The sequence below is a fragment of the Nitrosomonas ureae genome (assembly GCF_900108305.1).
In the GTDB taxonomy this organism is placed as follows: Bacteria; Pseudomonadota; Gammaproteobacteria; order Burkholderiales; family Nitrosomonadaceae; genus Nitrosomonas; species Nitrosomonas ureae_B.
On the sequence record NZ_FNUX01000008.1, the window covers coordinates 1 to 23,135 of the forward strand.

Genomic DNA, 23,135 nt, shown 5'->3' on the forward strand with positions numbered 1-23,135 from the left:
CGCGCTGGCGCGGCAGACAGTGTTCGATCCGTTGATATTGGTTTTCAGTGATTTCCATCACCATATTATATCAAATAGTGTTAACAGGCCCTAGTATAATATTTTGAAAGCAGATTTTCTTGACTTTAGGATAAACTGAAAATGATTCAGAGGCATAAAATAATTAATAATAAATAAAGTGAGGTAAGTATGGCGACTACAAATTATAGTGTCTCGAAGAGTACTGCAGCAGCTTCTCTAAATGCTTCAGATTTGCCCGGAGACATTGTAAACAAGATTTTAAGCAAACTTGGTTCTACTGTTAAGGTAGTGCAGTTTGATTCTAACCTTCCGTTGACTAACCCAACGGGAGCCGCAGTGAATGGAAAAGATCTTGTTATGATTGATCCAAATGGTCCAGTAGATCTTTCTTCCATTTCAAAAGCAAATATTCAGGGAGTAGATGCTTTTATCTTTACTACAAACGAGAACGTGGATTTTACCTTATCAGGCTCTAATACATTTACTTTCAAGGGTGTGGTAGCCACTAATGCTGGCGACGATATTATTAGCCTGAATAGTAGAGTTGGAGTTACCGTCTCCTCTGGTGATGGGAATGATAACGTTAAGACAGGATCTGGCCATGATTATGTCAATCTTGGTGCCGGCGATGATACCGTTAATACAGGTGCTGGCAATGACACTATTTCTGCAGAAGCAGGTAACGATAGTATAAATAGTGGTGCCGGAAATGATGCTGTGTCGGCGGGAGCGGGTAATGATGCCATTATTACAGGTGCGGGCAATGATATTGTTTGGGCTGAAGCGGGTAACGATAGTGTAAATACGGGTTCGGGCAATGACACTGTGTCGGCTGGAGCGGGTGACGACTTGATATTTGCTGGTGTAGGCAATGATATCGTAACGACAGGGCCGGGAAATGACAGTGTTTATGCTGGATCGGGGAACGATACTGTTTACCTTGGTTCTGGTGATTCACTAGTTAATACGGGGGTTGGTAACGATATTGTTAAGTTGATTTCTGGCTATAGCGGAACACTTGCTCAGCTCAACGGCAGTGGCGGAGATATTGATAAATTGGACTTGAGCCTGGTAAGTATCGATACTGTATCAAGATTCGGTCCGCAATTAACGATTACTCTCGATGATGGTTCTGTTGTCAAAGCAATTAATTTTGAAAAATTTGTTTATGACAGCAATGGTATTGATACCGAAGGAGGAATTGTAATTGTTGGAATTGATCAATTTGATGCTCATTCCTAGCAATTAATACCTTCTAACCTGGATAGCAGAGTATTTTATTCTGGGCAAGTCTAAAAAGCTTGCCCAGTTTATTTGATAACTCTTCAATATAAGTCTGGATGAGTACGCATAACATGAAACCTGTGCCAAGACTTCCCTATGCACTTTCTGATTATTTGAGTATTGCGCTTGAGAAACTTGATGACAACGACCTAATCTCTGCGTTCCGATATGCTGATCGGGCTTGCAGGCTCAGTAAATTTCCGAATGCGAATGCTCTGATTGTTCGAGCAACAGTTCTATCCAAACGGGGCTATCTGACTGATGCCATCCATGATTTAAAGACCGTCAGCTTGTTGATGCCTGGAAATCACAACATCTCCTTCTCGCTGCTTAGGTTGTGTTGGTCAGATTTAAAAAATCACCAAAAATTATTTAATCAATCGCTTATTTCTTTACTGAGACAAGCGCCAACACTCTGTTTCAATTCAGAAGTTGCAACCTGGATTGCAGGCTCGGGTATTTCTGCGATGGGCGCGGCGTGGCGCGAAGATGAATTCATCACTGGTTGGGCTGTAAATACTAATGACCTGGAATCAAGTGTGCTGATTGAGCTTGATGGTGATTTTTTTTCTGTTGGAACTGGAATCCCCACACCTTGGCTCGCAACCACAGGTATAGGCAACGGCCACAATGGATTTCGCTTAAAATTACCTGCTTCGTTCAATTTACTTAGAATAGGTATCTCGGGCAACAGCCTCTGGGGTTGCCCTTTTGTGGGTAATAAACATTTAGTTCCCACTCTTCCATCCTCAGTAACACCCCCTAACATCGTTGATGTTATTGTTCCGGTTTTTTTAGGCCGCTCAGAAACTCTGGCTTGTCTGGATGCTATCAGAGCATCGAATATAAGTGTTCCGCATCGAATAATAGTTGTCGATGATTGCAGCACTGATGAAAATCTGCGCACAGCACTAAGACAAAGAGCTCAAAGAAAGGAAATCGTCTTAGTTTCTCGTCCCATCAATGCTGGTTTCTCGGGTGCCGTTAATACTGCGCTGACACTGGATAACAATCATGATGTGATTTTGCTTAATGCCGATACCCTGGTTTATGGAAACTGGCTAGATCGGATGCAAGCAGCGGCCTATCAGAGCGATGATATTGCGACGGTTACTCCCTTATCTAATCATGGCGAGTTGGCCAGTTATCCTTTGCCCATGCAAAATAATCCTGTGTTCAACGCTAAGCACGCCGAGCTAATAGATCAGTTATTTAATTCCATCGGGCCAAAAGAAGCGATTGATATACCTGTCGGTGTGGGTTTCTGCCTCTATATAAAAAGAAAGGCATTGAACGAGATTGGTCTGCTTAATGAAGGTCTTTATGGTCGAGGCTATGGTGAAGACACCGATTTTTGTTTGCGTTTACAAGCGCGCGGCTGGCGCAATGTTTGCGCAGCAAACGTTTACGTTGTTCATTGGGGAAGCCGATCTTTCAATGATGAAAAACAATACCTGGTCGCACAAAATTTACCTCGACTACATGCTGGATATCCGCATCACTCAGACGAGTATGAACAGTTCCTCGCCGATGATCCACTTTATGATTTGCGCCGAAAAATCCAGCGTTTTTTGTTAGCCAAGGTTGTGCCTCAGTACAAAGGTACTTTACAAATCGGCACCTCCGATTTTAACGAAGGAATAGCGTTTACCCTAAAATCTATCGAGAAGCGGCACAATCAATGGCAAGTAAACTTGACTATTTCCGGCATCACGGGGCTGGACACCATAAAATATGCGTGGCCGGAACAATCAATAGAATTGCGCGATGATCTTTCAGCCGCAGGCTTTAAGAATCTTGAACTAAAGACATTTGGCGAATGGCCCGCCGAAATTATCGATTATTTGACCGGTGGTTTTATTCCTTATGATATGGCACTTGAAGATTACAGTGGTTATTGTCCTAGAAAATACCGCCTCATACGCAATGCTGTCATTTGTGACGATCCTGTTGACACTAACGAGTGCGCACGTTGCATAACAGAGCTCGGGCCACTGGTTTATAACTTTAGGGACATAGCTACCTGGCAAGAGCGTGCTCAGCGTATACTTTCAAAAGCTAAAAAAATTAGCCTGCTAAACGATGAAATGCGCAATGCTTATATTCGAAGATTCCCAAAACTTGGCGGGCGAATTGTTATAGGTGGCTCTAATAATTTAGATAATTCTTTCTCTAATCGGAAGAATGAGGTGTCATCAAAATCTCAAGCGACCGTATCGCTTTTTACAAAATTAAAAGAACCGTTGAACATTGCGGTGTTGTCGGCTCGTTCACTTGACGAAGGCTATTTGCAGTTAATAGAACAAGCGAAAAAAGCTATTGAGCAACACTTGGCCATTATGTTCATTGTACTGGGCGACACAATGAACGACGCCAATTTGCAGCAGCTTCCCAACATTCACCTAACCGGAAAAGTTCCTGAAGCTCAAATTCCCGATGTTCTGCGTTTGCATAATTGCAGTGCCATCGGAAATTACTCTCCTTGCGTTCACAGAAGAATTCAAGTTGCCAAGGTAGCTCAACGTTTTGAGCTCCCGCTAGTTCACGGCTGTATGAGCGAATGATGACGCAAACTTTAATTTCTCGCCACAATGACTATGAGGGAGCAGTGCTAGGGCGCACTGGCAATTTCTTGATAGGATGGGTACGCAAACTGTCGCATCCTGATGCAATCATCACTGTCAATTTGATCGGCGATGATCAGTGGATAGCTACTGCCCGTGCGGAGCTAATCTTACAGCTCGAAGGCCCGCAGCTAATTATGCCAACTGAGGCCTATGGACACGCTTTTGCATTCAATATTCAGCTTCAGGATTGGCAAACGATAGCTCGCCTTGAAACTTACGTGGCTAATGATGGATATCGTTTGCCCGGCGTTGTTTTCTCGCACTATGAGACACATAGCACGCATCAAGTGCATAGTACAAATGTTGAAAATTATGGTGGTTTGCGGTTATGGGGTTGGGCGTGGGATATTCTGGATCCCGATGTCACTCAGACAATATATGTCTATGAAGCAGGACGATTACTGGCAGAATGTGATGCTAATCAATACTGTGCAGAGCTTGATAATGCGGTTAATGGCCATGCTAATCACGGATTTAGTTTGACATTGCCGCTGAACCTGGCTGATGGCTGTGTTCATAAAATACATGTAACTACTGCTCATGGTCAAATTCTGAATGGAAGTCCCATTAGTGTGGTTTCTCCACCAGCAACGCTAACGACTTGGGCGAATGCTTTGGAGCTGTCGCAACAGGAACGCAGCTTTCTAACCGAACTAATGGAGCGCTATTCGTCGCATGTGCCCCTCTCTTTAGATTTTTCCAGCTATCGAAATTGGCTAGACCGGTTTGGGTGCGCCAAATCTTACCCCTCTTCTGTAACCTCAATCACCTGTGCTATTTCGGGAGATACCGATGCGATAGATACCTTGCGCAGTCTGATCAGTCAAACTCACCCCCATTGGACTGCATTGGTATGTAGTCCTTTCGGTTCATTGGTGGATGCGAGAATCCGCTATGTAATACCCACAAAGTGGAAAGAACACATACAGAGTGCAATAAATCAAGGTGATAGCATTTTTAGTTTTGTTATTTCGGGGGATACGTTATCCACGGATGCGTTGTCATCCGTTGTTGCGGCGTTCGATAATTCTTCTGTGCAAATTGTCTACACCGATTGTGATCAGATACCTGCGGATGGAAAGGCACCTCGTCCTTGGTTCAAACCAGATTGGGATCCGGATTTATTCTTAGCCCATACTCCATTGCATCATCTATTTGCTACTCGTCCTGGCAATCTGCCCATCAATAATCCGCATATTGGTGAACTTGATGCATGGCCCTGGCTTGCCGTGCAGTCAGTGGGTGATAATCCTGACGCGATTCATCACATACCCCGGATTCTCTACCATCGGTGGAAAAACGCCGAATTACCTGCTCATGTCGATGCGCAGCGCAGCTGTGATGCGAAGCTTGCTCCGGGCTTACACCGGACTGTTACAGATAATGGTGAAAATGGGCTGGCCTGGGAAAGCCCGGTGGAGTGGCCAACGGTTAGCTTGATTATTCCCACCCGTGATCACTTCGAATTACTGCACCGTTGTATTGAAAGCCTGCTTAAGACAGACTATCCCAACATGGAAATAATCGTTATCGACAACGATAGCGTCGAACCTGATGCGCTTGCTTACCTTGACCATGTAAAAAGTAAGGATGTCAATGTTATTCAACATCCGGGTCCATTCAATTTTTCAGCCATCAATAACCGTGCAGTGCAACACACCAAGGCTACTCTAATCGGGTTTATTAACAACGATATCGAAGCGATTGATCGCGGATGGCTTAGAACCATGGTGCGGCATCTGCTAAGACCCAATGTTGGGGCTGTCGGTGCAAAATTATTATGGCCCAATGGCATGGTTCAGCATGCAGGTGTTGTTCTCGGCCTTCATGGTCTTGTCGGACATACAGGAAATAATTGGCATAAAGATGATGCCGGTTATTTTGGATATAACCGGATAACTCGTAGTGCGAGTGCAGTAACTGCCGCCTGCCTGCTTTGTAAACGTGAAGACTATCTTTTAGTTAATGGTTTGGACGAGATTAATTTCCCTGTCAATTTTAATGATGTTGATTTTTGCCTGAAGCTGCGAAGTATCGGCAAGCGCATTGTCTGGACACCAGAAGCACAATTGATGCATGCCGAGTCGGCCAGCCGAGGTAGGGATGATACGCCAGACCGGCGCGGGCGCTTAGCGCGAGAGAAAGACCGGCTGATGCAAAAGTGGCATCAATGGATTACTGACGACCCTTTCTATAACCCTAATCTTAATCTTGATGCCTATAGTTATGCCGGTCTTGCAATTCCTCCACGTGGAAGAGCGACGTTGCAAAGTTCCGGCAAGATGAATGATTGCGAAGATTCAATTGCGATCGCCGGGCTAGCTGAGCGTAACCTGAACTGCACGTCTAAAACAGACCAGAAGTACAGATGAGAATACTGTTCATACACCAAAACTTTCCCGCGCAATTTCGCAACCTTGCTAAGTATTTAGTGGCAACGGGCAAACACGAATTATTGGCACTTAAGCAGCCACCCAGTGCAGAATTTGATGGTGTGGGCGTAGCCAGTTACAAATTTCTTCGTAACCCGGAGCCAAACACGCACCCATTGCTTAAAGAAATGGAGACTAAAGTATTGCGTGGCGAAGCTGTGGCTGATGCCGTGCGGCGTCTGAAAACAAAGGGCTATACACCTGATGTTATCGTTGCTCATCCGAGCTGGGGAGAGGTACTGTTCATCAAGGACGTATGGCCGAAAATAAAACTAATTTGCTATTTTGAATATTATTACAGCGCAGTCGGACAGGATTTCGATTTCGATCCGGAATTTCGTGAATCCACATTCACCGGGTTAGCGCGTTTGCGACTGAAAAACACCACTATGCAACAAGCCCTTGAAATCGCTGATGCCGGTTGGGCGCCCACTAACTGGCAGAAAAAAACATTTCCCAAATGGGCGCATAGCAAAATTGATGTCATCCATGAAGGTATCGATACGGATTATTTCAGACCCAACGCCCAAGCAAGTTTTAATATCGCCAATAAGCATATCAACCTTACTCGCCAGCATGAAGTCATAACCTACGCCGCACGGGCGCTGGAACCCGTCCGGGGCTTTCATGTGTTTATGCGCGCACTTCCTGACTTATTGGCGCGGCGGCCCAATGCGCATGTCGTCATTATGGGTCACGAAAAAGCATCTTACGGACCAGAGCCGGGTGGTAATAGCAGCTGGCTGGAAAAAATGCTGAGCGAAGTCGGCGCAGACCTTGATCCTGAGCGAGTCCACGTTGTCGGTTTTCTAGCCAAAGAGCAATATCGCGCCGTCATGCAAGTTTCCAAAGCGCACGTTTACCTGACATATCCTTTTATATTGTCATGGTCTCTACTAGAGGCCATGGCCTGCGGTGCGCCCATCGTGGCCTCAAATACAGCTCCCATAAAAGAGTTTATTAAGGATGGAAAAACAGGCTTCTTATTTGATTTTTTTAATACCACTGAGCTTGTCGAAGCTGTAATAAAACAACTTGACGCAAAACAGAATCGAATAGATGAAACTACATGGGCTGCCAGAGATTTGATAGCAAATGATTTTGCACAAACAGTATGTGTAGAAGGGTTGTTAAAGTTAATTGAATCCGAAAGTAATCACTAACGTTGTTGGATAAACGCTATTCGCTAAAAAAATGTAGTCATGAATAAAGAAACAAAATAAATCATAGCAGGAAAAAATAAATGACATCAGACGCCACCAATTCCAGAACGGCAAATAAAATCCCTGCTGACAAACAGATGTTTTTAGCTGTAATTGATGATCTAAAACCAGCAGATGAGTTGGATAAATGCGCTACACCGCGACTGTCCACATCCGGAAAACAGGTACAAGAGGACCCAATATATTTCAAGAGTGGAGCAAATATTGTTGCTAGCTTAAAAATAGACACAGCTAGAATAACCGATAGGCAATTGGAAATCTGGGGCTGGTGTGCTGGTGAAATCCAATTGCAGTTGCTCTGCAATGGTCAGCCGCTGAAACAGATTATCACCCATAACCTGCGACCCGATGTTGCAGAGACACTCAAATGGGCTGAGCCTGAGAAAGGATTTGGTTTTACTCTTAAGGCCATGGCCTTAAGAACCCGGAGGAATCAATATACACTTCAGATTCAATATAAAGATGGTCAGAAAATCCGCTCGTTTCAGCACCCACTTGATCTTGAAAAGGTTGTCTCCCTCGGAGAAATTTCGTCAGGCGTCGTTCATGCCATTGGACACTTAGAAGTTGCTGCGGCATCGCATCTCATTCAAGAAACGATAGTGGTGGGTTGGGTGATAAATGAGGCTTACGTTACGGTTTGGTTGGAAAGTGAAAATGGTGATAAGCACTTGTTCAACAACGCGTTACGTATTTTTCGTCAAGATGTTTTTGACGCATACGCTCATAGTTTTGGGCATGATGCCCGTGAAGGAGGATTTATGCTTCTCATCCATGGTATCTTGCCTGGAGAGAAAATTAGACTGATGGCCATGTCTGGAGATGAATCCATTGTCCTTGGTATTATAGAATGTGCCCGGCTTGAGGCCACCTCCATCGCTTGCGCTCGCTGGCTGCTGGGTATTGCCACACCACTAAGCCAAATGCAAAAAAGAATGCCGCTCATTGATGGCCCGATTATCGACGCGTTCCTACGCTACGAGCAGCAAGGCTGGACAGAATTATCGCTGCAAATTCGCCAATTTGGTAAGCCTGCCGTCAACCCCTATGTCAGTGTGATTGTTCCTCTCTATGGCCGAATAGACTTTGTCGAACACCAACTGATTGAATTTTGTCATGACGCATGGTTTATCGAGAATGCGGAACTCATATACATATTAGACGACCCCAAACTTACCGATATCTTTCCTGCACTAGCGGAGCAACTTTACCGTCTCTACCGTCTGTCCTTTAAATGGGTATGGGGTGGCGTCAACCGCGGATTTTCCGGAGCCAATAATCTGGGTGCCAGCCAAGCAACTGGCAAGCACCTGTTGTTCCTGAACAGTGACGCTTTTCCTCAACAACCTGGCTGGCTGCAGCAGTTATTGAGCGTACTCGACGATCATCCCGAGATTGGTGCGGTTGGCCCTCGTCTTGTGTTTGCCGATGGCTCAATCCAGCATGCCAGCATGGAGTTTATGCGCCGAGAAGAGCTTGGGATATGGATCAACCATCACCCATGCATGGGACTTGATCCTACGCTCGACCCCGCACATCACCTCACTCTGGTTCCTGCCATCACCGGCGCCTGCCTGGCCATACGCCGAAGTGATTTTGACCGTATAGGCGGCTGGGATACCGGGTACCTGATTGGTGATTTTGAAGACTCCGATCTATGCCTGAAATTGCATGCCGAAGGACTGAAGATCGCGTATTTGCCTACAGTTCAGCTTACTCATCTGGAACGCCAAAGCTTCAAACTTCTCGGGCAGGATGATTTCCGCACCCGAGTGACTATCTACAACGCAGTGCGCCACCAAAACCGCTGGCAACATCTGATCGAAGGATTAGCGGATAATCATGGCTAAGAACATATCCCTCAAAACTTTACCGCAAAAAAAGCACCGCATTCTCGTGATGGCTCATGCGCACCCTGATTTCAGCCTGGGGGGCGGCGAAATCGCAGCCTACAACCTGTTCAAGGCCTATCGAGAAAATACCAAAGTCGAGGATGCCTGGTTCCTGGCCCGGGCCGATCGCCGCCGCGGTCTGACTGGAGCTATCAGCCTACGCCGCCCTAATGAATACTTATGGGAGCAGGGCGTGCTTGACTGGCATATGATGAAAGCCGCGCACCAGGAATCCCTGACGACGTGGTTCGCTGATCTTATTCGCGCCCTAAAACCCACGGTGGTACACACTCATCACTATGTTCATCTGGGCCTGGAATATCTGCGCGTGATCAAGCAAGTAGATCCCAGTATCAAAATTGTCATGACGCTGCACGAATATATGGCTATCTGCCGCAACAATGGCCAGATGATCAAGACCGGCAGCTTCAAGCTGTGCAGCCGGGAAAGTTACGACGAATGCCATCAATGCTTCCCGGACAAAACTGCGGAAGATTTCTGGCTGCGCAAGCATTATTTTCTTAGCCATTTTGCACTGGTAGATCAATTCGTTTCCCCTTCTGAATTCCTGCGCCAACGTTATATTGCCTGGGGTCTAAAACCGGAGAAAGTCGTAGTGATCGAGAATGGTCAGGCGGACGAGCCTATCCTGCCTCCCCGCCCGTTGGCAGAAGGTGATACCCGCAACCGCTTCGGTTTTTTTGGCCAAATCAATCCTTACAAAGGGCTGGATGTGGCTTTAGAAGCACTCGCACAACTACCTAAAAAAGAGCGCAAAAAAATTACGCTTGAAGTACACGGCGCCAATCTGGAACAACAGCAGCCGGAATACCAAGAAAAAATAGAGCGTCTGCGAGAACCGCTGATCAAGCAGGGTGTAGTCCAGTGGCTGGGTCCGTATCAGCCGCACGAACTGCGGCAACGCATGGCTGGCATCGATTGGGTGGTGATACCTTCGATCTGGTGGGAAAACTCTCCGATGGTGATTCAGGAAGCGTTTGTTTGCGGACGACCGCTGATTGTGTCCGATATTGGGGGAATGCGGGAAAAAGTGAATAACAACGTAGATGGGTTGCATGTGGCTGCCGGAAACATCAGGGCTTGGCAGCAAACTCTCCATGCCACAGCCTCAGTTGTCGACACTTGGATTCAAATTGTTGCGGGCATTAAGCGTCCTTTGACCTACGACGATTGCGCGAAAGCACATCTGACGCTTTTGCAGTGCGGCGTTCTCGGCCTTAAAGGTTAATCAGTTGGAGAAATATTTATATGAGCATTGAGAAAACGCCTTTGTCATGTGGTATCGACAGGTTAGATATGTCCCTCATTTCGGGATGGGCTCGCTATCTCGATAATAATGAGCCGATGGAAATAGAGCTCGTTATGAATGATGTGAGGATTGGCACTTTCCGTGCGGACCTTTATCGAGCTGACCTTGCAGTGATGCGTCAGGACGGCAAATTTGCCTTTCGAATTGAGCCAGGCCTTAACACGGATTTAATGAGGCAATGTGTTCCGGCCGGAGCGATAGTCTATCTTCGCGACGCGAAGACGAAGAGTATCTTGCATAACAGCACGCGCACGTGGGACGGCCTTGCACCCAAAGACCAGCAAGGTATCCGCAACGCATCGGGGCAGCAATTCCAGCTTGGCAAGGGCAGGTTTGTGGTGCCGCTGAAAGAACGCAGTGCTGAATGGCGCATCGGCATCCTGAGTATTACCAAAGAACTCGCACGCGATGCGACGGCAGCTGGATTTATTTTATCCGCAGCCTATGGCACATTGTTGGGCGCTGTGCGCGAGAAAGCCATGATTCCACATGATGACGACGTTGACATGATGCTGCTCGCCACATCGTCATCAATGCTGGGTGCTGTTCATGAATTAAAGGCGTTCGAAGACTACTTGAGCTCTAAGGGTTACAAAGTTGAAGAACTGTCCAATGGTCAAATCCACGTTACAGTTGGCAACCAAAGTATTGATATATTTTTGGGCTGGTTCGAGAACGCTCGGCTAAGCCTGACTTTTACTGTTAAGCAGGGTCCAGAACAAATTGACATCCTTCCTCTGGGTACCGTTTTTATCGAGGGAGTGGAATTACCTGCACCTAATACGCCTGAACCTTTATTAGCAGCCATCTATGGCCCCGACTGGAAAACTCCGGATCCGTTATTTCAGTGGAAATGTCCTGCCGAGGTGGTCAACTATTTCTCACCTATCCACAACTACAATAGATCCGCAAACATCGATTACTGGCGCAACTATTACACAACTCGTTCAAACCTGTCGCCACCGGATTATCCGTCACAATTCGCGCTGTTCATGATGGGATTGCAACGCAACCCGAAATTGATCGTTGACCTCGGGTGTGGCTCAGGTCGCGACTCGTTGTTCTTCGCAACACAGGGATTGCGTGTCATTGGACTTGATTATGCTGATAGTGCTATAACCAAGAACAGTGTTCGCGCGCTTGCAAAGGGGCTTTGCAACGTAGCGAGCTTCATAAGGTGCGACGTTTCTGACTTGTCCGATGTTGAAAAAAACTTAACCCATATCGCATTGAACAAAGGTGATGGCTCGATCTGTGTATACAGCCGCTTCTTCTTTCATGCGATTGATGAAAATACTGAAGGGGCGGCGTTGCTGCTAGTCAGTCAGCTGCTAAGTAAAACTGATGATTTCGCTGTGTTCGAGTTTCGGACTGAGCATGACCGAGAGCGTGAAAAAGTCACCCCAGCTCATTTTCGCCGCTATATCAATGTCGACAAGTTTGTCGAACGTGCTCAGCAATTCTACTCCTTGAATTGCATCTATCGGGCCGAGGGACTTGGTTATGCTATTTTTGGAGTGGATGATGCTCACGTGGCTAGGCTGATTTTCGCTCGTCGTACATGACCCATGCTAAATATTATTCATTATTAAGCTTTAATGGATGATAGTAAACGGCAGCTCCTTCGAGAGAATAGAGGAGCGCATACTTTTTAAGTTATCGCTGAAAGCATAAACACAGCAGCAATCGGGAGAATCAAGGCGACTGGAGATCATTTGCATGTTGAGCGTAATCAATCGATGGTTTTTTATTATTATCAAAGGAGGGACTTATGAATAACTTGACAGTGTCTGAAGTTAAATTTTTCCGTGAATCGAGGGGCGTTGTTACTCATGGCTTCCATATTGAGCGACCAGTTAAAGGCGTTTTGATTTCGGGTGATCAATTTGTAGTTTCAGGATGGGTCGTTGGAAAGGCCAGTCATGCGATTGAGGTAAATGTCTGCTTATCAGAAGAAGTAGTTGGGATTGCTTTGGTCAGCATCGACAGACCTGATGTCGAACGAGCATATCCTGTTGAGGGGGCAAGATCGAGTGGTTTCAGAATAGATGTTCCTGTTATTTCCTTACAGGTTGCATCTGAAATAAATGTGATAGCAAGGCTTGAGGACGGTACAAAAGTCCCGTTGGCTAACATTTGTTTCGAAAAGCAGGCTGAGAGTGGAATTGCAATTGAAAAAGGAAGCCAGGAGGTAAACAACATCTCTGATCAGGAAGACAAGCTTGGTGAGCTTCGGCCACAAGTGGCGCTTGATTATGAAAGCAAGAAAGCTGACAGCATATCTGAACAAGAAGGGATCTACACTCGCTTTGTGAATAGACTCAAATCTAAATTTAGTAAGTAGGCAGACCTGTTCAGATTGTAGTCACAGCGATTTCCTATACTAGAATGGGTCATGAGTTAAACTTTCAATGCCGTGCAAAGTGATAAATATAAATTTCCGCAAGGTGATATGGTGGTTGATTTTATCACCACTATTGTACTTGACATATCTGTGGCTATTATCGGGAACATAGTCGATGCTAATGGTTCACTGGGACTGTTCTCAATCCGTGTACTGGCTTCACCTCTGGAGAAAAATGGGGACGGGCAATACCTAATGGAGATCCTGTAAGATGAGAATCATTGAAACTGGACTTCCCGGCGTGGTGGTTTTTGAGCCCAAGGTTTTTAGAGATCAGCGCGGTTTTTTTGTAGAAACATTCCGGGAATCGACTCTACTCGCAGCAGCGATCAACGAGACTTTTGTCCAGGATAACCATTCCCGCTCATCCAAAGGTATATTGCGGGGTCTCCACTATCAGCTATTCCAACCCCAAGGCAAGCTGGTGCGTGTATCGCGCGGAAAGGTCTTTGATGTTGCCGTTGATGTGAGAAAAGATTCACCTACCTTTGGGCAGTGGTTTGGCACTATATTGGACGATGAAAACTTGCGAATGATTTATGTGCCTCCGGGTTATGCACATGGTTTTGTTGTTTTGTCAGAAGTGGCGGATTTCATCTATAGGTGCACGAACTATTATCATGCAGAATCAGAACAATGTATTGCCTGGAATGATCCTGATATTGGTGTCCAGTGGCCCGTCAGCGATGTTACATTCTCAATCAAAGACCAATCTGCGCTCAACCTTTCACAACAAGAACTAGAGAAGTTGCCAAACTACAGCCCAATCTAAGACAATCTCAGTACGACATGAATACACCCAGGGAATGAAATCTAATATGACCATATTAATAGTAGGCGCAGCAGGTCAATTAGGTACGGAACTTTGTTTGCGCAGCAAAGAGCGTGGCTATAACTTCGTGGGTGTCGATTATGATGAACTGGATATCACCAATGAATCCAGTACCATGGCCTTTGTTGCCCAGGTAAAACCAACAGTTATTATCAACGCTGCAGCTTATACTGCCGTCGACCGCGCTGAGACTGATATTGCGTCGGCCTTTGCCGTCAATCGGGATGGTCCGCTATACCTGGCAAGATCCTGTGTGAAGGCTGATATACCGCTGTTGCACGTTTCCACTGACTACGTGTTTGATGGACGAAAGACCGCTCCATATCATGAAACAGATGCCCCGAATCCCCAGGGGGCTTATGGTCAAAGTAAGTTAGAAGGTGAAACGGCTGTTGCCCACACGTTGAATAAATACATAACGCTACGTACAGCCTGGGTATTTTCAGCTACAGGCAATAATTTTGTCAGGACCATATTGCGCCTTGCTAAGGAACGTGATGAACTGAGCGTTGTCGCTGACCAAACCGGCGCGCCAACGTGGGCAGGTGATATCGCTGAAGTCCTGTTGGAAATTGTGGAGCGAATGCGCCAAGAGAGAGCTATTCCTTGGGGGCTGTATCATTACACCGGCTTTCCTGTCACCACATGGCATGCTTTTGCTGAAACCATTTGCCAACAGGCTTTTGAGCTAGGCATGCTGAGAAAGAAACCGTTTATTAAACCCATCAGCACATCTGAATATCCCACCACCGCCAAGCGACCACAGAACTCAGCGCTGGCATGTACGCGCATTCAGGAAGAGTTACTCATTTCTCAGTCAGACTGGCGAAAAGGATTAGAGCAAGTATTAATCCAATGGAAAAACAACGATGAATTATCAACCTAAGCATTTATTAGTGACGGGTGGCGCTGGATTTATTGGCAGCAACTTCGTGCATTATTGGTTACGGGAATATCCTGACAGCCAGGTTACGGTGCTGGATGCGCTCACCTATGCCGGAAACTTGCAAAACCTAAGAGGTATACAAAACAATAAGAGTTACAGTTTTGTGCACGGCGACATTCTGGATACAGCATTGGTGGAAAAATTATTGCACGATGCCTCGATTGATACCTTAGTGCACTTTGCGGCAGAAAGTCATGTGGATCGATCAATTCTCGGGCCGGATGCCTTTCTTAAAACCAATATTGAAGGTACGCATTCACTGCTCAAAGCGGCCAAAAAAATATGGCTTGATGCGGGCAAAACAACTCATCGTTTTCACCATGTATCCACTGACGAAGTTTATGGCACGCTCACACTTGACGCTCCTGCATTCACTGAGCAGCATCAGTATCTGCCTAATTCACCCTATGCAGCCAGCAAGGCATCTTTGGATCACATAGTGCGCAGTTACCACCACACTTACGGTCTCAATACCACCATCAGCAACTGTTCAAATAACTACGGCCCCTATCATTTTCCAGAAAAACTAATCCCTTTGATTATCGTCAACTGTCTCGAAGGTAAACCTTTACCTATTTATGGTGACGGTAAACAGATTCGAGACTGGCTCTACGTTGAGGATCATTGCCGTGGTATAGAACGCATTCTCCTGAATGGAAAAGTGGGTGAGGTCTATAATATCGGCGGCAACAATGAATGGACGAATATCGATATTGTTACATTAGTCTGTCAGCTGATGGATATCTACCACCCTCATGGCGCGCCGCATACCCAATTAATCACCCATGTCACAGACCGTCCTGGACATGATCGCAGATATGCGATTGATGCCACCAAAATCATGGATCAACTATCTTACAAACCATTGGAGACATTTGAAACCGGTATCCACAAAACGGTTCGGTGGTATCTCGATAACGAGGAATGGTGGCGTGGCGTGATGGATAATAGTTACAAAAAGTGGCTCGATAAGAATTATTCTGATAAAAAACCCCGATCACAAGTAACCGAGTTTTGAGGCAAAATTAATTAATCAGGCTTTCTATCAATGGCCTACTTATTTGACGGTGCATCTCAGTGGATTCTCGATTTTCTTGAGAGGAGTTAATTCAGTTTTTCCAATTGTAAAATTAGATGATCGAGTTTTTTGTTAAATGCAACCAGGCGGTCTTTTTCTTGTGCGACAACTTGGGGCGGTGCTTGTTTTACAAAGCTGGGATTGGAAAGTTTAGTTTGCGCTTTGGATACTTCTGCCTGAATGCGGGTAATTTCCTTGGATAAACGTTCGCGTTCCGCTTCCACATTTACTTCGATTCTCAGCATTAATTTGAAATCTCTGACAATTGCCACAGGAGCATCTGCAGCAGGTAATCCACCCGCTTGAATTTCTATATTGGATAATTTAGCTAATGCAAGCAAGTAGGGTGAGTACTTTGTCAAGATTTGTGAATCACCAACGGCAAGCAGTGGTACTTTGAGTGCTGGTGATAGTTTCATTTCACCGCGCAGGTTGCGGCAGGCATTGGTTATTTCTTTGAGCAACAAAATATCTTCAATAGATTGTTGATTGATTTTTGTTGTATCTGCGATCGGGTATGGCTGGCACATAATGCTTGCATCTTGTTTTCCTGCAAGCGGTGCGACTTTCTGCCATAGTTCCTCGGTAATAAATGGAATGATCGGATGTGCGAGCCGCAGCATGGTTTCCAATACACGGACTAACGTTCGGCGCGTTGCTCGATGAATCGAGTCCTGCTGACTGCTTAATTGCACTTTGGCCAGCTCAACATACCAGTCACAGTATTCGTCCCAAACCAATTCGTAGATTTCGCGTGCTAAAAGATCAAAACGATATTGGGAAAATGTCAGTTCGATTGCTTGTTCGGCTTGTTGCAAGCGACTGATGATCCATTGATCGGCTGCAGAATAAGTTAATGGTAATGATTCATCCAGTCCGGTATCTTTACTTTCACAATTCATTAGTACAAAGCGTGTCGCATTCCACAGTTTGTTGCAGAAATTGCGGTATCCTTCACAGCGCTGCAAGTCGAATTTGATATCACGTCCGTGTGAAGCCAGGCTGGCAAATGTGAAACGCAAGGCATCGGTTCCAAAAGCCTGAATGCCTTCGGGGAAGTGTTTGCGGGTATTTTTCTCAATCGACTCGGCTTGCTTTGGATTCATCAATCCGGTTGTGCGCTTTGCGATCAAATCAGATAGGGTAATGCCATCGATCAGATCCAGAGGATCCAGGACGTTCCCCTTGGATTTGCTCATTTTCTGACCTTCGGCATCGCGGATCAGACCGGTAATATATACTTCCTTAAAAGGTATTTTGTTGGTGAAATGTAATGACATCATCACCATGCGCGCTACCCAGAAGAAAATGATGTCAAATCCCGTAATCAATACCGAAGTTGGCAGAAACGTTTTCAGTTCCGGCGTTTCATCCGGCCAGCCCAAGGTGGAGAATGGCCAGAGCGCCGATGAAAACCAGGTATCCAGGACATCATCATCTTGTTTCAGATTGCTGCTGCCGGAAAGTTTTTGCGCTTCTTCCAGACTGTGCGCAACGGTGACGTTGCCATCTTCGTCATACCATGCCGGAATGCGGTGGCCCCACCACAATTGGCGCGAGATGCACCAGTCCTGAATATTTTCCAGCCATTGATTGTAAACATGCGTCCAATTGTCCGGTGTGAACTTGATTTCGCCCTCGGCAACGGCTTCTAATCCACGTTTGGCCAGACTATCCATAGCGACATACCATTGATCAGTCAGCATCGGCTCGATGATGGTATGGGTGCGATCTCCTCGCGGAGCCATCAGTTTGTGAGGTTTGGTCTCAACCAGAAAGCCCTGCGCATCCAGATCGGCAATGATTTTCTTTCTGGCATCAAAACGATCCATGCCTTGATATTCTACTGGCGCCAGATCATTGATTTTTGCATCCAGGGTAAAAATGTTGATCGGAACCAGATGATGCCGTTGTGCAACCAAATAGTCATTAAAATCGTGAGCCGGAGTAATTTTTACACAACCGGTACCAAATTCCAGATCGACATAAGAGTCTGCAATAATTGGAATAGTGCGCTCACACAGCGGTAGTCTGAGATGTCGTCCGACCAGATGTTGATAACGCGGATCCTCGGGATGTACGGCAACGGCCACATCACCCAGCATGGTTTCTGGACGGGTGGTGGCAACAATTAAGGCGTTCGTTTGTTCTGTGCCGGAACCATCCGCTTGCTCCAATGGGTAGCGGATATGCCACAACGAGCCATTTTCTTCTGTTGCCACCACTTCCAGATCGGAAACGGCGGTTTGCAGGACAGGATCCCAATTCACCAACCGCTTGCCGCGATAAATGAGTCCTTCACGATACAAGCGAACGAATACTTCGGTGACGGCGCGTGATAGTCCGTCATCCATGGTAAAACGCTCGCGCGTCCAATCACAAGAAGTACCCAGGCGCCGCATTTGCCGGGTGATGGTAGAACCGGATTCTTCTTTCCATTGCCATACCCGCTTTAAAAATGCTTCCCGGCCCATTTGTTGACGCTTGAGATTCTCCTGATCCAGTTGACGTTCAACTACAATCTGCGTGGCAATGCCAGCATGATCAGTACCTGGCTGCCATAAAGTATTGTATCCCCGCATGCGGTGATAGCGTGTTAACGCATCCATCAAGGTATGCTGGAATGCATGCCCCATATGCAATGTGCCCGTAACATTGGGGGGTGGCAGCATGATGCAATAAGCGGAACGATTTTCATCAGCAGCAGGCTTGAAATATCCAGCTGATTCCCATTGGGAATACCAAAGATTTTCAATATGCTTGGGGTTAAAGCTTTTTTCGAGATCCATGAAATTTAAGGGGTGTAAATGTTACTAACAAAATCGCCATTATAGCGGATGGCATACCGTGCGTATGACAAGAAACACGGATTGCTTAGTATCAATTGACATATCTATTGCTATACAGGTGCGGGCGTGCCTTATATTATTCGTAACGATTATTTGATTTGATTAGTCAAACGGACTTCCAAGGCGTTTGCCAGTGCTTTTTTATTCAGCGTATCCATTTCAATATTTGCATCTCTTAGCGCAGCATCGAGTATTAGTTGGATCGGCGTGAGGCGTGCTGGCTGTGGTTGAATTATGGATGGATGCAGTATCACGACTTCGCTTAGTAGCGGTATTGTACTTGCATCCATGGATAGCATTTTGTCGGCATGCAGTGCGCTTGCGGTGAGCGTTACGTTACTTATTGCAGGAGTAATTTTACCTTGATTCTGATATTTGTTGAGTAAGCTGCGGAATTTCTCCAGTATTGCAGCATCATCAAAATCGATGACAGGTTTATTCTCATCCATGATAGAAGAAACAACTGTTAGTGTGATTCGGATTGATCATTTAAATGGTAATGCTGTATCTCGTAACCGGCATTCTTATAGAAACGGTAACGTTCGCGTGCTGCCAGCTTATCCTCATGAGACATGCCTGCAATCTCAATTAAGCGGTCGAATTGATCGAATAAATGTGGTGACTGATCATGCAGATTGATTAACACATCAAACGGGGAGTTAACTTGAATTTGCTCACTCAGAATCACCGGCGTTGCGCTAACTAATTCAGCATCGTCTAGAATATTACAATGCGGAATAAAGCTGGTAGGTGAGAATGTCCATAGTAACTTATCCAACTGATCCAACAATGTTGATCCAGGCACGTAAATCAATACTTTCATATGTTGCTGTATTGCCTTGGCACAAAGCCGACAAGCGGTCTGCAACTTATTGTCTGATCCCGAGTAGAAAAGAATCTGTGTCATAGCGATCAATGTACTGAATTAATAAGGAAAGAACGTTAGTCAGAGATCTTTGATTGCGTAATTAGGAATTGCGTTAATAACGGTACTGGTCGGCCGCTTGATCCTTTATCTTTACCTGATTTCCAGGCTGTTCCTGCAATGTCCAGATGCGCCCAGCGGTATTTCTTAGTAAATCGGGATAAGAAGCAAGCCGCTGTGATGGTTCCTGCAGTTCTTCCGCCGATATTGGCGATATCCGCAAAATTGCTTTTTAGCAGATCCTGATATTCATCCCATAAAGGCAGTTGCCAGGCGCGGTCAGCGGCTTGTTCTCCGGCAGTCAACAGTTCTTGCGCCAGCTTGTCATCATTACTCATCAAGCCAGTGGTGAGATTACCTAATGCAATCACGCAAGCACCCGTCAAAGTGGCGATGTCAATCACTATTTTGGGGTTGTAGCGTTCGGCGTAGGTTAGCGCATCGCATAAAATCAAGCGCCCTTCTGCGTCGGTATTCAGAATTTCAATGGTTTGCCCGGACATGCTGGTTATTACGTCTCCAGGCTTTGCGGCTTTGCCGCTAGGCATATTCTCGGTTGCAGGAATGATACCGACCAGATTGACCGGCAATTTCATTTCGGCAACTGCAAGCATTGTGCCGAGTACGCTGCCGGCTCCGCTCATGTCGAATTTCATTTCATCCATTTCGGCGGCAGGCTTGAGCGAAATGCCACCGGTATCAAAAGTAACTCCTTTGCCGACTAAAACAATGGGATCTTCTTTTTTACTCGCCCCTTGGTATTCCAGTACGATTAACTTTGCCGGTTGTTCGCTACCGCGAGCGACAGCGAGGAAAGAGCCCATACCCAGCTTTTCCATATCTTTTTCCTCTAGTATGGATGCCTTGAGCTTATGCGTTTTGGCGAGATTCTTGGCTTGCGTGGCAAGATAAGTAGGGGTGCAGATATTCGGTGCCAGATTGCCCAAATCTCTGGTGAGATTCATACCATGAGCAATAGCCAGACCTTGTTGCATGGCCTGTTCACATGTAATCAATTCTGACCGGTTATCGATACATAATAATATCTTGCGTAATTTCTCCGGATTGTTTCCCGGTTTGCTTTTTAGCTGATCAAACTGATACAAGCTACTGATTGCCGCAATAACGGTTTGGGAGATCTTCCACTCATTCGCGCGTTCCTTAATGGGGAAATCAGATAAAAACAGCATGACATCAGTTACCGCCGTTTTTTGCAGAGCACTGAAAATGGAATTGATCACCCCTAAAAATGCTTTCTCCTTAAATTCCTGTTCCTTTCCTAATCCGATCAGTAAAATTCTTTTAAAGTGTGTGCCAGGAACATTATGAAGCAACAGTGAGGTGTTTACTTTTCCGTCCATATCACCTGACGTAAGTATGCTTTTAATATACTCTTGTGTAATCTTGTCCAATACTTTTGCCGATTCAGTCATTTTTCTTGATTCGAAAATTCCGATTACTGCACAAGCACCTCGCTGTTTTTCCGGGGTTCCAACTTTAATTCCAAAATCCACGTTTGACTCCTTTATTAAGAATGCTCTTTTGAACAATTAATTAGTTTGGTTCTTATTCAGTTAATTGCCTTATAACCGCTTTGTTCCAAATAATCAAAACAATTTCTACGATAATTTAATAGCATACAACTTGATTGGAAAAATGAACGCCTGATCGGAATCGAATCGAGAAGTATGATGAATAATTTGATAAGTTATAACAGATAATCCTTGTAGAAATAAGCAAATATGCTATGTTATATATTATAATGAAAATATAATCAGTATGTTATTCAATGGTATATAAGTATTGTATAATAATAAGGGTGGTAAGTGATTGATGATGTATTGAAAAGAAGATTAAATTTTTGTACAACGTTGCCGAGTTTGCCTGCGGTCGCTGTCAAAATAATTGAACTGGCGAATGATTCTGATGCCGATATCGGGGCGGTTTGTCAATATATTTCATTGGATCCGGTACTTTCTGCAAAATTACTTCGAGCTGCTAATACGCCATTATATAAATCCCGTCGGATCGCGACAAATATCCGGCAAGCTGTCAGCATACTGGGTACGCATACCGTGCTTGTTATTGCGCTATCTTTTTCCTTAACGAATTCCCTAATCAAAAGTCCGTTATCGAACCAGGGTTCCGCTTTTGATAGCAATATTTTCTGGCGCAAGTCGATAGCTTCAGCATTAGCCGGTCGTGCACTTGGAGAAAAGCTTGAATTGAATTTTCTGGATGATTTATTTCTGGCAGGTTTGATTCAAGAAATCGGCATTCTTGCATTCTGGATCATTATGCCCGAAGAATATGAAGAGGTTTTTGCCTCGACCACTGATCATGATACATTGCTCAATAATGAGCGCGAGGCGTTTGGTGCCGGACATGATGAATTAGGATATGCTTTGCTGAAAAAGTGGCACATTCCTGATTACATCGCATTATCTTGCATTAACAGTCACAGTCAGCCGGAGCCGAAAAACTTAGGCCCAACCTTGCAGTCATGTTTGGCGGTTTCTCGTTACTTGGCGGACTATTTTTTGTATCCCCATGATGCTGACAAAATAACCGCTTTAAATCAGGCAGCACAAAACTGGCTTGGATTTGATACAGATGTACTCATTGAGGTTATTAAGATCATGGAAGTCGAACTGGATGCTGTTGAGGATTTGTTTGAAATGACGCTGCATAATTCGTCAGAGGTCAACGGGATTCTGGCTGAAGCCAAAGAGTTGTTGATGATCCATAGTCTATCAAGAATCAAAGATCTGGAAGATAAATCGCAGCGCGATGGATTGACAGGTGCTTATAATCGTACGTATTTTGATGAAACATTGCGGCGGGAGTTTAATCTGGCAACACAATATAATTTGCCGTTGACAGTTGCAATCATTGATCTTGATCATTTTAAGCACGTTAACGATACGTATGGCCATGTTGCAGGGGATTCACTTTTGGCCGCTGTAGTGAAAACGATTTTTGACCAAGTTCGCCAGGATGATACGTTGAGTCGTTATGGCGGCGAGGAGTTTGCTTTAATTCTTCCGGGAACACCGCTTTCAGCTGCAAGAAACTTGATTGCCAGGTTAAAAGATTCGGTTGCCGCGATTTCGTATAAATTTGATAGTAACAGCATTATTCATATCACCGCCTCAATAGGGGTTGCCTCATATTATGAGAATGCCGCCTGTTTCCATGATGCAAAAGACTTGATTAAGGCTGCTGATTCTGCACTCTATGCAGCTAAACATGCGGGACGCAATCAGATTGTTGAATGGAGTTCCGGCTAGGA

The 23,135-nt window shown here is 45.4% G+C and carries 16 protein-coding genes; 12 read left to right on the forward strand and 4 right to left on the reverse strand.

The window, feature by feature from the left end; genetic code table 11:
* The first annotated feature begins 189 nt into the window (after positions 1 to 189).
* The 11 genes from C4S39_RS06240 (at position 190) to rfbB (ending at position 16,009) form a co-directional block, all read left to right on the forward strand.
* Positions 190 to 1,263: a calcium-binding protein gene (locus C4S39_RS06240; protein WP_103966179.1), complete on the forward strand. Its 1,074-nt coding sequence runs from the start codon at positions 190 to 192 to the stop codon at positions 1,261 to 1,263.
* Between the two features lie 113 nt (positions 1,264 to 1,376).
* Positions 1,377 to 3,869, forward strand: a complete 2,493-nt coding sequence (locus C4S39_RS06245; protein ID WP_181023766.1) for a glycosyltransferase — start codon at positions 1,377 to 1,379, stop codon at positions 3,867 to 3,869.
* Positions 3,866 to 6,304, forward strand: a complete 2,439-nt coding sequence (locus tag C4S39_RS06250; protein WP_103966181.1) for a glycosyltransferase family 2 protein — start codon at positions 3,866 to 3,868, stop codon at positions 6,302 to 6,304. Before C4S39_RS06245 ends, C4S39_RS06250 begins: the two co-directional genes overlap by 4 nt.
* Complete coding sequence (locus C4S39_RS06255; protein ID WP_103966182.1) at positions 6,301 to 7,527, forward strand: glycosyltransferase; 1,227 nt, start codon at positions 6,301 to 6,303, stop codon at positions 7,525 to 7,527. Before C4S39_RS06250 ends, C4S39_RS06255 begins: the two co-directional genes overlap by 4 nt.
* A gap of 80 nt (positions 7,528 to 7,607) precedes the next feature.
* Positions 7,608 to 9,437, forward strand: a complete 1,830-nt coding sequence (locus C4S39_RS06260; RefSeq protein ID WP_103966183.1) for a glycosyltransferase family 2 protein — start codon at positions 7,608 to 7,610, stop codon at positions 9,435 to 9,437.
* Positions 9,430 to 10,728, forward strand: a complete 1,299-nt coding sequence (locus tag C4S39_RS06265) for a glycosyltransferase family 4 protein (RefSeq protein ID WP_103966184.1) — start codon at positions 9,430 to 9,432, stop codon at positions 10,726 to 10,728. The genes C4S39_RS06260 and C4S39_RS06265 overlap by 8 nt, the downstream gene beginning before the upstream one ends.
* Positions 10,729 to 10,748: 20 nt before the next feature.
* Positions 10,749 to 12,374, forward strand: coding sequence for a LicD family protein (locus tag C4S39_RS06270; RefSeq protein WP_103966185.1), 1,626 nt, complete (start codon positions 10,749 to 10,751; stop codon positions 12,372 to 12,374).
* 206 nt (positions 12,375 to 12,580) lie between these two features.
* A complete protein-coding gene (locus C4S39_RS06275) occupies positions 12,581 to 13,153 on the forward strand; it encodes a hypothetical protein (protein WP_103966186.1) in 573 nt (190 codons plus the stop codon).
* Between the two features lie 271 nt (positions 13,154 to 13,424).
* Positions 13,425 to 13,985: a dTDP-4-dehydrorhamnose 3,5-epimerase gene (gene rfbC, locus C4S39_RS06285; RefSeq protein ID WP_103966188.1), complete on the forward strand. Its 561-nt coding sequence runs from the start codon at positions 13,425 to 13,427 to the stop codon at positions 13,983 to 13,985.
* Positions 13,986 to 14,031: 46 nt separating this feature from the next.
* On the forward strand, positions 14,032 to 14,931 hold the full coding sequence (rfbD, locus tag C4S39_RS06290) for a dTDP-4-dehydrorhamnose reductase (RefSeq protein WP_103966189.1): 900 nt from the start codon (positions 14,032 to 14,034) through the stop codon (positions 14,929 to 14,931).
* Complete coding sequence (rfbB, locus tag C4S39_RS06295) at positions 14,915 to 16,009, forward strand: dTDP-glucose 4,6-dehydratase (protein ID WP_103966190.1); 1,095 nt, start codon at positions 14,915 to 14,917, stop codon at positions 16,007 to 16,009. The genes rfbD and rfbB overlap by 17 nt, the downstream gene beginning before the upstream one ends.
* Positions 16,010 to 16,095: 86 nt before the next feature.
* Here rfbB and C4S39_RS06300 read toward each other — a convergent pair whose 3' ends face one another.
* The 4 genes from C4S39_RS06300 to C4S39_RS06315 form a co-directional block, all read right to left on the reverse strand.
* Positions 16,096 to 18,858 carry a valine--tRNA ligase gene (locus C4S39_RS06300; RefSeq protein ID WP_103966191.1) on the reverse strand — a complete coding sequence of 921 codons (2,763 nt, stop codon included), beginning with the start codon at positions 18,856 to 18,858 and terminating at the stop codon, positions 16,096 to 16,098.
* Between the two features lie 149 nt (positions 18,859 to 19,007).
* On the reverse strand, positions 19,008 to 19,367 hold the full coding sequence (locus tag C4S39_RS06305; RefSeq protein WP_103966192.1) for a hypothetical protein: 360 nt from the start codon (positions 19,365 to 19,367) through the stop codon (positions 19,008 to 19,010).
* Between the two features lie 17 nt (positions 19,368 to 19,384).
* Positions 19,385 to 19,825: a DNA polymerase III subunit chi gene (locus tag C4S39_RS06310; protein WP_103966193.1), complete on the reverse strand. Its 441-nt coding sequence runs from the start codon at positions 19,823 to 19,825 to the stop codon at positions 19,385 to 19,387.
* 35 nt (positions 19,826 to 19,860) lie between these two features.
* Positions 19,861 to 21,357, reverse strand: coding sequence for a leucyl aminopeptidase (locus C4S39_RS06315; protein WP_103966194.1), 1,497 nt, complete (start codon positions 21,355 to 21,357; stop codon positions 19,861 to 19,863).
* 327 nt (positions 21,358 to 21,684) lie between these two features.
* Here C4S39_RS06315 and C4S39_RS06320 point away from each other — a divergent pair, with 327 nt between their 5' ends.
* On the forward strand, positions 21,685 to 23,133 hold the full coding sequence (locus C4S39_RS06320; RefSeq protein ID WP_258039313.1) for a sensor domain-containing diguanylate cyclase: 1,449 nt from the start codon (positions 21,685 to 21,687) through the stop codon (positions 23,131 to 23,133).
* Positions 23,134 to 23,135: the final 2 nt, after the last annotated feature.

Excerpts from the sequence above, each read along its gene's own strand:
- C4S39_RS06255 (WP_103966182.1), top strand. The coding sequence starts at position 6,301 with ATGAGAATACTGTTCATACACCAAAACTTTCCCGCGCAATTTCGCAAC.
- C4S39_RS06310 (WP_103966193.1), bottom strand. The coding sequence starts at position 19,825 with ATGACACAGATTCTTTTCTACTCGGGATCAGACAATAAGTTGCAGACC.
- rfbC (WP_103966188.1), top strand. The coding sequence starts at position 13,425 with ATGAGAATCATTGAAACTGGACTTCCCGGCGTGGTGGTTTTTGAGCCC.
- C4S39_RS06265 (WP_103966184.1), top strand. The coding sequence starts at position 9,430 with ATGGCTAAGAACATATCCCTCAAAACTTTACCGCAAAAAAAGCACCGC.
- C4S39_RS06275 (WP_103966186.1), top strand. The coding sequence starts at position 12,581 with ATGAATAACTTGACAGTGTCTGAAGTTAAATTTTTCCGTGAATCGAGG.
- C4S39_RS06260 (WP_103966183.1), top strand. The coding sequence starts at position 7,608 with ATGACATCAGACGCCACCAATTCCAGAACGGCAAATAAAATCCCTGCT.
- rfbD (WP_103966189.1), top strand. The coding sequence starts at position 14,032 with ATGACCATATTAATAGTAGGCGCAGCAGGTCAATTAGGTACGGAACTT.
- C4S39_RS06240 (WP_103966179.1), top strand. The coding sequence starts at position 190 with ATGGCGACTACAAATTATAGTGTCTCGAAGAGTACTGCAGCAGCTTCT.
- C4S39_RS06300 (WP_103966191.1), bottom strand. The coding sequence starts at position 18,858 with ATGGATCTCGAAAAAAGCTTTAACCCCAAGCATATTGAAAATCTTTGG.
- C4S39_RS06305 (WP_103966192.1), bottom strand. The coding sequence starts at position 19,367 with ATGGATGAGAATAAACCTGTCATCGATTTTGATGATGCTGCAATACTG.
- C4S39_RS06270 (WP_103966185.1), top strand. The coding sequence starts at position 10,749 with ATGAGCATTGAGAAAACGCCTTTGTCATGTGGTATCGACAGGTTAGAT.
- rfbB (WP_103966190.1), top strand. The coding sequence starts at position 14,915 with ATGAATTATCAACCTAAGCATTTATTAGTGACGGGTGGCGCTGGATTT.
- C4S39_RS06245 (WP_181023766.1), top strand. The coding sequence starts at position 1,377 with ATGAAACCTGTGCCAAGACTTCCCTATGCACTTTCTGATTATTTGAGT.
- C4S39_RS06250 (WP_103966181.1), top strand. The coding sequence starts at position 3,866 with ATGATGACGCAAACTTTAATTTCTCGCCACAATGACTATGAGGGAGCA.